This is a genomic window from Kineosporia sp. NBRC 101731 (assembly GCF_030269305.1).
Classification (GTDB): domain Bacteria; phylum Actinomycetota; class Actinomycetes; order Actinomycetales; family Kineosporiaceae; genus Kineosporia.
The window spans coordinates 84,233-97,673 of record NZ_BSTC01000016.1; the positions used below are offsets into that span (position 1 = coordinate 84,233).

Below are 13,441 nucleotides of genomic sequence, written 5' to 3' on the forward strand. Positions count from 1 at the left end.
CTGAAGGGTTTTCGATGCGACTGATTCCGCGCCGGCCGAAGCGAGCGGTCATGCCCGACGGCATGGAACAGGCTCTCGGGCTGGACGAGCCCGGCACCGCCCGGCTGCTGGCCTGGTCGGTGCTGGTGGGTGGCGGCGCGGCGGCCGCCACCACCCGCGACCTGCGCATCGTCACCCCACGCGGTGAACGGATGGTGCACACCTGGGACGCCGTCGACCGCGCGGTCTGGGACCAGGACTCCCGCATGCTGGTGATCTGGTGGGTGCACTCGCGCAAGACCACGCCCCTGGAGATTCAGGACGACGTGGGCCGGCTGCCCGAGGTGGTGCGCGAGCGCGTGCAGTCGTCGGTCGTGCTGAGCGCGATCGTGCCCATGCGACGCGGGAAACCGGCCAAGGTCGCACTGCGCCGTGATCCGGACGGCCGGCTGCTGGCCCAGTCGCTGCTGCCACCCGGCCTGCGGGCCGACGCCCCCGACGTGAAGCCGGTCATCGACCAGGCACTCGCCGACCTGTGGGCGGAGGCAGGCGAACAAGGACTGAACGCCGGGGCCCCGCCCGCGATCTGAATGAGCGCCGGCGCCGGGGGACGGCGATGATGGAGAGCATGGACGGCCAGACCGGTGAGCAGTGGTGGGACCTGGCCTACCAGCAGCGACAGGAAGAGCAACGGCAGGAGCGCGAGCAGCGGCTGGCCCGGCAGATGGCCGCGCAACTGGCCGAGCCGAAGCCGAAGCCGCCACCGGAACCCCCAGCCGAACCGGAGCCGGAACCCGATCCGCTCGCGGCCCAGGACCTCACCTTCCTGCTCGGCGCCGCCTACCAGTCGATCCAGGCCGAGTTCCGCACCGAGCTGGACACCGCGGGCTATGCCGACGTGCGTCCTCTGCACAGCCTGGTGTTCCAGGTGCTCCAGACCCGGGGCGGGTGCACCAGCGGTGATCTCGCCGACGACCTCGGCCTGACCCGGCAGGCCACCCTGCAGACGGTGAAAGACCTGGAGAAGCGCGGTTACCTGCGCCAGACCCCGCATCCGGACGGCGGTCGGCGCGTGCTCTACGTGCTCACCGAGAAGGCTCAGCAGCACCTGCGCGCCGCCGGTTACGTGCTGGGACGCATCGAGGGCCGGCTCGTGGACAAGGTCGGCGCGCAGACCCTCGAAGGTCTGCGCACCCGCCTGGCCCAGCTGGTCCGCGCTCAGGTGGGCGACGACGTCCCACCCCTGCGCCCCCTCTGGTGACGGCCTCCTCGGCGTCCCTGATCTGGCGCCTGGGATGACCGGCCGCCTATGGTCCTGCTGTGCTGAGAGCGATCCGTGATGCGTTCGTCGTGGTGGGGGCCGGGGCCAGACTGTGGCTGCGGCACTGGCCCGTGCTGCTGACCCTTGCCCTGTTCGCCCTCGCCGCCCGCGCCGGCGCGATCTGGGCGGCCGTGCGACTGTCCGACATCAACAACACCACAGGCATTCTCACTCTCGTACTGGCCCCGCTCGCGGCCGTCACCGGCATCGTGTTGATGCTCTACACGCTGCGGCACTCGCTGCCCGCCCTGCGCGACGCCGCGACCGTCGTCGCGCCGCAGGACGTGGTGCGCCACCGCGAGCGCCGGCTGCTCGACATGCTGGCCAGTGTGCTGGTGCCGTTCCTCGCGGTCTACGCCTCGTACGGTTACCTCAAGGAAGACATCGACCGGTTCATGAACACGGTGTTCGGCGAGGAGTTCGCGCAGAACGACTACTTCGCCGGGGCGAGTGGCCTGGGCAACGACGTCTCGCGCTTCGACATCGGCAACGGCTGGGTGACCGCCGCCGTCGTGGCGATCGCGATCGTGCTCAAGTTCGGTCTGGCCAAGCTCGAGGGCCGTCGCGCCTGGATAGGTTTCGCGTTCCTGGGGGCCTACGTCGAGGTGCTCTGGCTGGCTACGATCGCGGTGCGGATCACCACGTACAAGGACACGGCCTGGGCCTGGGCGCAGAGCCGGCGCGGGGTGGAGATGTTCGTCGACGGCTGGGAGGCTGCGCTCGACCGGCTCGGGCCCCTGGCCGGCCCGGTGGACACCGCCGGGGCCTGGACCCTCGACCTGATCGCCAGCGTCGACTCACTGGTGATCGTGCCCGTGGCCTGGCTCACGGTCGGTGCGGTGGTCTACGGCCACAAGCTGATCGAGCAGCCCGCCCCGCCGGAACCTCGCATCCTGCGCGTGGTTCCGGGCCCGGTGAAGCGCGCCGGGGCGGAGTTGTTCGGTGAGGTCGCGGAGCGGTTCACCGGTCTGCTCGGCGGCCTGCGCCAGCTCGCGGTCGCCGGTCTGGCCCCGATGCTGATCTTCGGCCTGGCCTTCCTGGCGAGCCAGCGGCTCGAGGACGGCCTCTACGCCCTGGGCCGGCTGCTGCTCGGCCCGCAGGCGGCCTCACCCTGGCTCGCGTTCTCGCCGCACATCGAGATCCTCACCCGGGCGGTCGGGCTCAGCATCACCATGTGCCTGCTGGCCGCGGCGGTCGAGCGGGTGCTGGCCAGCGGCGGCACAACAGTGGACGAGCCGGAGGGCTCCCAGCAGCCCGTCCCGGACGCTCAGGGCGTCTGAGAGGGCTTGGAGGACGAGGCGCGGAACGCGATGTACTCGGGAAGGTCCCACCACAGGTCGGCCTCGGTGAACGTCGCGGCGGCCGGGACCACCCAGACCGGGGTCACCGTGTAGCTCGCGGGGCGCTGCTGCTCGTCCGGGCCGGGCATGGACAGCTCACCGAAGGTCGCGTTCGGCCCGGGGGCGTCGGCCGGCACGCACGGGGAGGTCGGCTGACCGTCGGCCACCAGGGTGGGCACGTAGGTGTAGCGATTGCCGTCGGCGTCGCGCAGGGCCATCGAGCAGCCGGTCAGCGGGGTCGCCGGATCGGCCTGGACCGACAGGGTCACGCGCACCGCGACCGCCCCCGCCGGCAGCACGTAACCCGTGGCTCCCGCGGCCTCTTCCGCGCTCAGCCGGTGCACCGAGTCGAGCCGGGCCCTCAGCGACATGACGTGCTCGCCGTCATCGAGCGTGTAGGGCTGCGAGTAACCGAGCCACTCGCCCTGCGCCGCCGGCACCGGTTCGTGCAGATCGGCGTCCCACCAGTACGGCTTCACCCGGTCCGAGCTGGCTGCCAGCGCACACACGGTCGCCAGCGGCAGCAGCCCGAGACCCCAGCGGTTACGGGACAGCCAGCCGGTCTCCCGGTTGGAGTGCCGCATCCCCCGGATCCTCCGCATCCCACGCATCCCCCGCATCCCCCGCATCCCTGGGACCCCCCGGATCATGAGGTCACGACGAGCTGACCGGTCCGTCGCAGGGGGCGGTGGTCGTTGCCGGTTCGGAGCCGGGCGCGACCTCGGCGCTGTCGGTCACGACGATCGACCGGGTGTTCTTCGTCCAGGCCTCGACCTGGGCCCGGGTCACTCCCAGATCGATGTCGGTCATGTCGTCCTGGTCGAGATACGTGCTGTTGAGCGCGATCTGCAGGCGGGCCCCGGGCACGGCGTCCTCCGGCATCTCGATCGCCACGGTGGCGTACCGGGCCAGGCCGACCTGGGCCGTGCCGGGCTCCCAGATGCCGCGGCCGTTGGTGGCCGGCCGGTAGACCCGGCCCTGGCTGTCCTCGATCGCCGCGTACTGCAGCGACGCCGTCTCGCCCCGGGCCACGATCTTCACCGGCACGGTGACGAAGACGCCGGGGGAACGGTAGTTGGCCTGGTCGTAACCGGCGGTGAGGCAGGAGGAACCGCTCACCGACGTGGCTGTGACCTCGGCGTACCGCAGCTCGACGGGCTTGCCCACCGAACCTCCGCGCTGGAACAGCGGCACGTAGTCGGGGTTGTCCTTGCCGGCCTCCATGACGAAACGTCCCACCGCGAGCGCCGCGATGATCAGCACCACGAGCAGCACGACCCGCCGCATCGGGGTGCGGGAACCCGAACCACCGCGCGGGTGCTGGGGGCCGCCGGGCTGCCAGGCCTTGTCGCGGTTGCCGGGGTAGGCCGGGTCGGGACCACCGAGCAGCCGGGGGCCGCCCTCGTCCCAGAACCGCTCGTCCCACTCCTTCTGGTCGCGGCTCTTCGGGGCCCTGCTCTGACCGTTCTGACCGTTCTGACCGTTCTGGCCGCCCGTCCCCGGGTCGTCCCAGGGCCGCACGGCCTTGTTCTGCGTCTCGAAGGACCCCCGGCCCCGCGACTCGTCGGGCTCTTCCGGACGGGCCCGCTGAACCGGTGCGCCCCAGCCCATCTCACCGGAGACGGGCGGGCCTTGACGGATCTCGCCCGAGGGCGGCTGGTACTCGTCCACCCCGGGGGTCGCGTACCCGTTGAGAGGCGGCGACGGCTGCACCTGCTGCCAGCCCGGGGCATCGTCGTCGGTGACGGGGGGCTGCGAGCCGGTCTGGTAGTCCTCGAAGGAGGCCCACTCGGGCTGCTGGAACCCGGCCGGCGCCGTCTGCGGGTACTCCGGGTCCTGGTACGGCGTCGCGTACTCGATCCGGCCCATCCCGTCCGTCGCGGGACGCTGGTAATGGGCCTGCGGGTACTGGTTCTGGGCGGACTGGTTCTGGGCGTACTGACCCGGGTACTGCTGCTCCGGGTACGACGAGGGCTGCTGAGTCGGCTGGGACTCGGACCGCCAGGCCTCGGGCTGCTGGAACTCGGGCTGGGGCCCCGACTGGCCCGACTGGCCGGATTGCCAGGCGGCGGGCTGCTGAACCTCGGCCTGCGATCCCGACTGGCCGGACTGCCAGGCAGCAGGCTGTTGGACCTCAGGCTGTGACCCCGACGGCCCGGACGGCCCGGACTGCCAGGGGGCGGGCTGCTGGAACTCGGGCTGGGGCCCCGACTGGCCGGACTGGCCCGACTGGCCCGACTGGCCGAACTGGCCCGGCTGGCCCGACTGCCAGGCAGCGGGCTGCTGGGGCTCGGACTGTCGGACCGCCAGCTGATCGAACTCGCGGGGCGGTTCGACCGGCCTGCGCGGTTCGACCGGCTGGAGCTGCTCGAACTGACGGGGGCGCTCGGGGGCACGCACCGTCGGCTCGAACTGCGGAGCCGGCGGAGCTGGCGGAACCGGAGGCTGCTGAACCGGTGCTTGCTGAACCGGGGCCTGCTGCACCGGAGCGGGAGGCTGCACCGCAGCGGGCTGCGCCGGGGCCTCGGTCCGGGACGTGTCCCACCGTGCGGCCTGCTGCTCGCTGGCGGCCTGCCGGGCACCGCTGAAGAACGCGCTGCCACCGGCGGTCGCCGGGTACGAGACCGGCGGCTGGTACTCCGTGGCGGTCTGCCGGGTGTCGGCGGCGAAGAGACTCGAGGAGTCCTCGCCGAACGAGGCCGCGGCACCGGCCCACCGCTGGTGGGCGTTGTCCTTCGGACGCTCGCCCTCCGGGGGCTCCCACCCGTCCGCGAGCGGGATCGGCCGGCCGGTGACATCGCGGTACACCGCCGAGGACTGATCCGGGGCGGGCGCGCGCGATTCTTCCGGCTCCGCGGATGACTGCGGTCCGGTCCTGCTGGTCAGGCCTTGCCTGGACCAGTTGTTCTGGGTGCTCATCCGGCGGCCCTCGTATCGGTCACCGTGAAGCTTCCGGCGTTCGTGGTGTCAGTCCCCGCGTCAGTCAAGGTTTCTGTTTCCGTATCAGTCGGTGGGTCGGTCGTGCCCGCCGAATCGTTGCCCGCGACTTTCGCGGGCTGCACCGCGAGTGCCGACTCGGCGATCACCGCCGGGTCGAGCCACATCTCGGTCTGGTCTAGGGAGTTCGCGCGCAGAGTGTGCCCGACGATCTGCACCGTCACCACATCGGTGGCCGGGGCCGAGCCGCGCTGCTCGTACAGGAACGCCGCCTCGTAGGTCAGACCCGGCTGCAGCGGGTTCAGGGTGCCGCTGTCGGCGTAGTGAAGCAGCTGGTCGGCGCCGTGCCGATCGGTGCGGTCGTCGTCGTCCGCCGTGGTCAGGTCGAACTCCGGTTCGCTGACCAGACCGTCAACGCCGTTCACGGTGACAGCCTCCTGCGCGTAGAAGGGAGCCAGGCTCTTGTCGCTGGTGTTCTCGATGTCCGCGACGATCGCCAGCCAGCGACTCCCATTCTCCATGGTCGAGACCCCGGGAAGTTCGTCCGCCCACACCAGACGCTTGATCGTGATGTCGAAGGGGGCCGCCGTCATCGTGGTGCCGACCTTGATCGCGGTCGCTTCGTCACTGCCGTCCGCCTCTTCCAGTCCGCCGAACGCCGCGGTCACGCCGAGGATCAGGACGGTGACACCGACGCCGAAGTTTCGCAGGGGCTGCTCGAGCAGGCGCTCGGCGACCCCGCTGCGTGCGGCCGACGGTTCCTCGGGGGGAACGGATGGTAGTGACATCGGGACGGATTCTAGGGATATACCCCCGGTGTGGTGGGTGTTTCTTCTGCTTATGACCGCCCGGAGTAGCCTGGTTACTTACGGTAAGGCCAGGTGTGCCGGGAGTGGCGGCAGCGCCAGCTCGCGGATGCTCGAAGGGTTCAGCCCCAGTGTCTTGACGGCTTTCACCAGACTCTCACGGGACTGTCGCTCGTAGAGCGCCTCCCCCGAATGCACAGGCTTCCCCAAGGCCTGCGAGATCCAGGCGGCGTCGCGTACGGTACCGGCCTGTTCTGCGTCCATCGCACCCGCGCCCGTCAGATTCGAGCTGAAGATGCCTGCGGCAGAGCGGGGCAGGAAGTCCTCGTAGACGATCGGCGTCGCGATCAGTGCCCCCGATCGCACCAGTTCAAGGGCCGAAAGGGGCGACCCGTGAACGCTTGCGTCCACGGGGTGACCGGGAGCGAAGCGGAAGTACCCCAGATCCTGGGCGAGCAGGCCCTCCTCGCTCGCGGGCATCCCTGCCCGCCAGACGCTCTCGGTGACCTGAGCGCGTTCGCCGTGATGTTCGTCCCTCATTTTCTGGTGGATCTGCGTGTCGAAACTCTCGATCAGATCCCGCCCGGCGGGGGTCAGGGCGATCGCCCGCTGCTCCACCTCTCCGAAACGCACCCGTAGGGTGCCGGCTCGTACCGAACCGTCCTCGAAGCGCATCGGCCGGGCCTCGTCGAGTGCCCGGAACGAGGTCTGGCGCAACAGTACGTCCGGGCCTCCCCAGCGCGGCGGACCCTGGATCGACGGGATCATGGTGACGCCCAGGGCGGTCATCCGGCGGTAGAGCTCATCGATGTCGAGCACCCGCGGTGTGAGGTGATTGACATGGGTGGTGGTGACACCGCCGATGTCGGCGGCCACGCTCGAGACCCGCTCCAGGCGGCGGTACCAGGCGTGATCGACCGGCTCGGGGGAGAGCTCGAAGGCGGAGGCGGCCAGTTTCAGGAACTGCTCGGCCTGCTCGGTGGGCAGCTCGCCCTCGGCGGCCAGGGTGTCGGCGAGTGGCATCAGCTCCGGCGGGAACAGCTGCCGCCGGGCCAGGAACGCGGTCAGCTCCTCCTGCAGGCCGGATCCGAAGAATCGCGGGTCGTCGGGCACCAGCACTGACGTGAACACCCGGAACGGGTTGAACTCCAGCTCGTCCGGATCGATCGGGCGGAAGGCCGTGGAGACCACCGGCACCGGGTCGGGCGCGGCCTCGCGCAGGTCGTAGAAGCCGACGGGATGCATGCCCATCGCCGCGAAGATGCGCCCCACCTGGTGCAGCTCGTCCGGCGTACCGACCCGGATCGCCCCGTGCCGTTCGGCCGTGACCCGTTCCACACCGCCCAGCTGCAGCGCGCTCGATCCCCTTGCGGCAATCACATCGCGGTTGACCTGCTGCGACACCTCGACCAGCGTGGTGTAGAGCGGCACCTCCTCGCCGTAGATCCGGGCCAGCCGGATAGCGAAGGCGGCTCGTACCTGGGCCGAGGTCATCGTGCGCATGCCGGTCCTCCATAGTTCAACCTTCAACAAAGGCTATTAGACGCTGAAGTCCACCCCCTGCGCCAGCGGCAGTTCGCCCGAGTAGTTGACGGTGTTCGTGGCCCGGCGCATGTAGGCCCGCCAGGCGTCCGACCCCGACTCCCGCCCGCCACCGGTCTCCTTCTCGCCACCGAAGGCCCCACCGATCTCCGCGCCCGACGTGCCGATGTTCACGTTGACGATGCCGCAGTCCGAGCCCTCGGCCGAGGTGAACAGCTCGGCCTCGGCCTGGTCGCGGGTGAACACCGACGACGAGAGCCCCTGCGGCACGGCGTTGTTCATGGCGATCGCGTCGGCGAAGTCGTCGTAGGGCAGCAGGTAGAGGATGGGCGCGAAGGTCTCGGTGTACACGATCGGGGTCTGCTCCGGCAGGCGCACCAGCGCCGGGCGCCGGTAATGGGCCTCCGGGGCCTGGTTCTGAAGTTCCCGGGTGCCGCCGGCGATCACCGTTCCGCCCTGGTCCCGCGCGGTCTGCAGGGCATTCGACATGGCAGAGCTGGAGGACGCGTCGATCAAGGGCCCGACCAGGATCCCGTCGGTCGTCGGGTCGCCGACGGGAAGCCGTTCGTAGACCGCCGTCAGCCGGTCCGCGAGCTCATCGATGATGCTGTGGTGGGCGATCACCCGGCGCATCGTGGTGCAGCGCTGCCCGGCGGTACCGGCGGCGGAGAAGACGATTCCGCGCACGGCCAGGTCGAGATCGGCCGAGGGGGTGATCACCGCGGCGTTGTTCCCGCCGAGCTCCAGCAGGCTGCGCCCGAACCGCTGGGCCACCCGCGGCCCCACGTCGCGACCCATCCTGGTCGAGCCGGTGGCGCTGACCAGGGCGATGTCGGGATGCCCGGCCAGCTGTTCGCCGAGCTCACCGTCGCCGAGCACCAGCTGGGCAATGTCGTGCGGGTAGCCCTGCTCCTCGAGCGCCGTGCGCAGCAGCGCCTGCGCGGCCAGCGCGGTGAACGGCGTTTTCTCGGAGGGTTTCCAGATCACCGTGTCGCCGCAGACCAGAGCCAGCGCGGTGTTCCACGACCAGACCGCCACCGGGAAGTTGAACGCGCTGATCACCCCGACCACGCCCAGGGGGTGCCAGGTCTCGCTCAGCCGGTGCCCGGGCCGCTCCGAGGTCATGGTGCGGCCGTACAGCTGCCGTGACAGGCCCACCGCGAAGTCGCAGACATCGATCATCTCCTGCACCTCGCCGAGCGCCTCCGAGGTGATCTTGCCCGCCTCCAGACTCACCAGCGTGGCCAGATCGCTCTTGGCCGCGGTCAGCAACTCGCCGAACCGCTTGACCACGGCACCCCGCGCCGGCGCCGGAACCCGCCGCCACCGAAGGAAAGCCGCCCGCGAACGGGCAACGGCGTCCTCAATTTTGGGGCTCCACTCCACCCCGCCCATCGGCAGCCCGTTGACCGGGGAGAACACCGGCCGCGACCCACTCAGCGCGCCAGGCTCCACCCCGCAGCGCTCGGCGGCGGTGCGGGCCCGCAGGGTCAGGGTCTCGGCCCCGGGAATGCGGTTGCTGGTCGTCATGTCGCCCCTTCGTCGTCGACGTACCTACTTCGTTCGTGATCATGCAAAATCTCCCCGGAGTTCTAGAACTCCTCAGATCACGTTGTGCTCGGGGCGTAGTTGCTCATGGGTGAAACGCTCTGCCGACAGTCCGCTTACATCGATGGACGGAGTCACGCCGAGGTAGAGGTCGCGCATCACCTCACCCGCCGCCGGGCCCATCAGGAAGCCGTGCCCGGAGAAACCGGTGCAGTAGAGGAAGCGGGACAGGCCCGGGGCCTCACCGATCAGGGCGTTGTGGTCGGGCGTCATCTCGTAGAGCCCGGCCCAGCCCCGCCGGATGCCCACCGATCCCAGGCTGGGCACCCGCACGGCCATCGCCGAGGCCAGGTCGTCCAGCCAGTCCTGCGTCGGGCTCTGGTCGAAGCCCCAGGTGTCCTCCTTCTCCGTACCACCGAGCAGCAGCCCCGGCCCTTCCCGGTGGAAGTAGAACGACGTGCCGAAGTCGATGGTGAAGGGAAGGTCGGGCGGAAGGTCCGCAACCGGTGTGGTGACGGCGATCTGGCGGCGCAGCGGACGCACCGGAAGGTCCACACCCGCCCAGTCGGCGATGCGGCCCGACCAGGCCCCGGCGGCGCAGATCACGGTGTTCGTGCGGATGCGCCCGGCCGGGCTGAGTACGGCCTGGATCTCGCCGCCCTCGGTGAAGACCCCCGTGGCCGGGGTGCCGGTGAGGATCGTGACACCGAGTTTCCTGGCTGCGCCGGTGTATCCGGCCACGACCGACTCCGGCGTGCAGTGCCCGGCATCGGGGGAGAAGAGCGCACCCCGCAGACCCTCCGGGCTGATCGGTGGAGACAGGCGCCGGGCCTCCTCGACATCGATCATCCGGCTGGGCACGCCGAGCGCGTTCTGCAGTTCCACCCCGGCCTCGAACGCGGCCAGGTCGGCGTCGTTGTCGAGAAGGAACAGGTAGCCACTGATGTCGAGGTCGATGTCCTGGCCGAAGTCCTGCCCGAACCGCCGGAGGGTCTCCAGTCCCCGCAACCCGAGCCGGATGTTCACCTCGTCCGAGAACAGGGCCCGCACCCCGCCGGCCGCCTTCCCGGTGGAGCCGCTGCCCAGCTGACCGCTCTCGAGCAGAACCACGTTCTCCACCCCGGCGGCCGCGAGATGGTAGGCCGTGCTCAGCCCCATCACCCCACCCCCGATCACGACCACGTCGGCCTGGGCGGGGGGAACGGGACGCGGCGCGCGTGACGACGTGGTGGCCATGCGTCATGGTACGAAAGGCGTCAATGGGTACTTCACGCTGCGTGGCCCGGGCCTGATCCGACCGGGTGAGCTGCCCGCCGGCGCTCAGGACCGGCCTGCTGCACCCCGATTCCCCAGGGAACGACAACGACAGGACTCCAGGGGGACGTGGTGCCGACGCTGGCCGTTCGTTCCCTGACGCTGATCGCGACCGCCCTGGTGGCCGCGGTGCTGGGCTGGGCCGGGCTCGACCCGCTGTACGACCCGGAGGCGGGCGAACCGGTCTGGTGGCCCCTGTCCGGCTTCGGCGCGGTGCTGCTGGTCTTCGGCTCCCGCTCGCTGTGGCCCTGGATGGTGGGAGGTCTCGCGGCCGGTGCGACGCCGGTCGTGCTGCTCTACGAGCTGAACACGGTCAATGTCGCCGGGCTGGTCGCGGGTCTGTGCGAGACCCTGATGATCGCCCTGCTGCTGCGCCGTGCCCGTCCCCGCAGCGCCCAGGACGAGTCGCTGATGGACACGGTGCGCGTGCTCGCCTGCGTGCTCGCCGGAAGTGCCGTCGCCTCGGTGGTGTTCGCCGTGATCGGGTCGAGCGGCGACCGCACGATCATGAGCCTGTGGTCCGAGTTCGCCCGCAATCACCTGCTCGGCCTGATGGTCGTCTCACCCTGTCTGGCGGTGAGCGTCAGCCGCGAGGAACTGCTCGTGCTGCTGCGCAACCGGCGGGCGAATCTGGAATGGCTGGCCCAGATCGCGGTGACGGCGGCCGCCGCGGCTCTGGTCTTCCTCACCCATCAGCACCTGGTCGGCGCGACGATCCTGGTGCTCCCGCTGCTCTGGTGCTCGCTGCGCCTCGGGCCCTTGCGGACGATGGCAGCTCTGGTGCTGGTCGTCACGACGGCCGGGATCGGTACGGGTCACGGACCGGCGCAGATCGCGGCGCGGGAATCGGGGACGGAGGGGTTCATGGCCCTTCAGCTGTCGCTGGGGGTGCTGTGCCTGACCGCGATGGTGACCTCCATGGCCGCGCGTCTGCGGGAACGGACCATGCAGCTGGTGCACGAGCGCACGGGCGACCTGAACAAGGCCGAGCAGATCGCGGGGATCGGCTCGGCCCGCTGGAACCCCATCACCGGCCGCACCACCTGGAGCGAGGGACTGCACCTGCTGCTCGGCACCGATCCGCAACAGGTGCGGCCGAGCCCCGAGGAGTACCTGACCCACATTCATCCCGACGACCTCGAGCGGGTCACCGTCGACGTCGGGGAACTGGCGCAACGGGGCGAGGCCACGACGCTGGAGTACCGGATCGTGCGGACCGACCGCGAGGTGCGCGACGTGGTGCTGCGCTCGCTGGCCGAACGCCGGCCCGGCGGCAACGTGAGTGACGTGTTCACCATCGTCCAGGACGTCACCCAGGCCCGGGCGGCCGACGCCGCGCTGAAACGGGTGCACGACGAACTGACCGCGGTGCTGAACGCGGTCACCGGCACGGCGATCATGGGGACGAGTGGCCCGCACGGCATCATCTCGTTCTTCAACGTCGGTGCGGAGAACCTGTTCGGCTACCGCGCGGACGAGGTGATCGGGACGATGGACGCCTGGGGAGTGCACGCCCCGGGAGACCTGGATCGCCGGGACGGAACCGGTGCCGATCAGCGGGAGCTGATCATGGAGGCGCTCGCGCGGGACGGTACCTACAGCGGGCAGCACACCTTCCTGCGCCAGGACGGATCCACTTTCCCCGGTCATCTCACCATCACCGTCCAGCGTCTGTCCGACGGCACGCCCAGGGGTTTCATCGGTGCGATCACCGACCTGACCTCGGTGCTGAACGCCCGGGAGAACCTGGCCGAGAGCGAGAACCGGTTCCGGCTGGCCTTCGACACCTCCCCGATGGGCATGGCGATCGTCTCGCTGTCGGCCGCCGATCCCGGTCGCTTCCTGCGGGTCAACGAGGCCCTGTGCGAATTCGCCGGGGTGAGCGCGGAGTACCTGCTCGCGTCCGGCATTGGCGACTTCCTGCGGGACGACGAGCACTGGGAGGAGTCGATGGCGAACCTGACCGACATGATGACCGGTCGTCGCGACACCCTGGTCGTCGAGCGCCGCCTGCGCCGCCCGGCCGGTGGCCATCACTGGGGCCGGCTCTCGGTGTCGGCCGTGCGCCCCGACGGTGACCGCGACGCGTACCTGATCGTGCTGGTCGAAGACATCACCGCCCGGATGGAACTCACCGAGCAGCTCCAGCACGAGGCCGCCCACGACTCCCTGACCGGCCTGCCGAACCGCCTGCACCTGCATCGTCAGCTGGACCGGGAACTGCGCGAGCGGCGCACGGGCTACGTGGCGATGCTCTACCTGGACCTGGACGGGTTCAAGGCGGTGAACGATTCCCAGGGCCACGGGGCCGGTGACGAACTGCTGATGCAGGTGGCCGATCGGATCGCGGCCTCGGTGCGTTCGAGCGACGTGGTGGCGCGGCTGGGTGGTGACGAGTTCGCCGTGCTCTGCGCGGGCGTGCCCGACATCGAGACCGCCATGCGCATCGGCCGCAGCGTGCTCGCCGCCATCTCCCGCGAGTTCGACCTCAGCGAGACCCGGGCCCGCGTCGGCGCGAGTATCGGGGTGGCCGTCGCCGTCGACGGGGACACCGGCCCCGAACTGCTGCATGCCGCCGACCAGGCGATGTACGAGGCCAAGCGGGCCGGTAAGGGAACGGTGCTGTTCAACGAGCGGGCCCGGTGATCGCTGTT

Annotated in this window: 10 protein-coding genes; 4 read left to right on the forward strand and 6 right to left on the reverse strand. The window is 70.4% G+C overall.

All coding sequences use genetic code 11. The features are described from left to right. Nucleotides 1-14: 14 nt before the first annotated feature. Genes QSK05_RS31040 through QSK05_RS31050 form a run of 3 tightly spaced genes read left to right on the forward strand, consistent with a single transcriptional unit; the run spans nt 15 to nt 2,580 of the window. Nucleotides 15-569, forward strand: coding sequence for a hypothetical protein (locus tag QSK05_RS31040; protein ID WP_285600947.1), 555 nt, complete (start codon nt 15-17; stop codon nt 567-569). 38 nt (nt 570-607) lie between these two features. Continuing rightward, the gene (locus QSK05_RS31045) at nt 608-1,240 is read left to right on the forward strand and encodes a MarR family winged helix-turn-helix transcriptional regulator (protein WP_285600948.1); all 633 of its coding nucleotides are present in this window, start codon (nt 608-610) and stop codon (nt 1,238-1,240) included. Between the two features lie 59 nt (nt 1,241-1,299). Beyond that, nucleotides 1,300-2,580, forward strand: a complete 1,281-nt coding sequence (locus QSK05_RS31050) for a hypothetical protein (RefSeq protein ID WP_285600949.1) — start codon at nt 1,300-1,302, stop codon at nt 2,578-2,580. Here QSK05_RS31050 and QSK05_RS31055 read toward each other — a convergent pair. The 6 genes from QSK05_RS31055 to QSK05_RS31080 all read right to left on the reverse strand — a co-directional run bounded on the left by QSK05_RS31055 (nt 2,568) and on the right by QSK05_RS31080 (nt 10,709). Continuing rightward, nucleotides 2,568-3,224 carry a hypothetical protein gene (locus QSK05_RS31055; protein ID WP_285600950.1) on the reverse strand — a complete coding sequence of 219 codons (657 nt, stop codon included), beginning with the start codon at nt 3,222-3,224 and terminating at the stop codon, nt 2,568-2,570. The two genes, QSK05_RS31050 and QSK05_RS31055, sit on opposite strands and share 13 nt — an antisense overlap. Before the next feature lie 70 nt (nt 3,225-3,294). Next, the gene (locus QSK05_RS31060) at nt 3,295-5,559 is read right to left on the reverse strand and encodes a hypothetical protein (RefSeq protein WP_285600951.1); all 2,265 of its coding nucleotides are present in this window, start codon (nt 5,557-5,559) and stop codon (nt 3,295-3,297) included. Beyond that, nucleotides 5,556-6,365 carry a hypothetical protein gene (locus QSK05_RS31065; protein WP_285600952.1) on the reverse strand — a complete coding sequence of 270 codons (810 nt, stop codon included), beginning with the start codon at nt 6,363-6,365 and terminating at the stop codon, nt 5,556-5,558. Before QSK05_RS31065 ends, QSK05_RS31060 begins: the two co-directional genes overlap by 4 nt. Before the next feature lie 78 nt (nt 6,366-6,443). Beyond that, nucleotides 6,444-7,886: a 2-oxoadipate dioxygenase/decarboxylase gene (gene hglS / locus QSK05_RS31070; protein ID WP_285600953.1), complete on the reverse strand. Its 1,443-nt coding sequence runs from the start codon at nt 7,884-7,886 to the stop codon at nt 6,444-6,446. Between the two features lie 36 nt (nt 7,887-7,922). Next, nucleotides 7,923-9,455, reverse strand: coding sequence for an L-piperidine-6-carboxylate dehydrogenase (gene amaB, locus QSK05_RS31075; protein ID WP_285600954.1), 1,533 nt, complete (start codon nt 9,453-9,455; stop codon nt 7,923-7,925). Nucleotides 9,456-9,527: 72 nt separating this feature from the next. Continuing rightward, nucleotides 9,528-10,709: an NAD(P)/FAD-dependent oxidoreductase gene (locus QSK05_RS31080; RefSeq protein WP_285600955.1), complete on the reverse strand. Its 1,182-nt coding sequence runs from the start codon at nt 10,707-10,709 to the stop codon at nt 9,528-9,530. Nucleotides 10,710-10,859: 150 nt separating this feature from the next. Here QSK05_RS31080 and QSK05_RS31085 point away from each other — a divergent pair, with 150 nt between their 5' ends. Further along, a complete protein-coding gene (locus QSK05_RS31085) occupies nt 10,860-13,433 on the forward strand; it encodes a sensor domain-containing diguanylate cyclase (RefSeq protein ID WP_285600956.1) in 2,574 nt (857 codons plus the stop codon). The last annotated feature ends 8 nt before the right edge of the window (nt 13,434-13,441 follow it).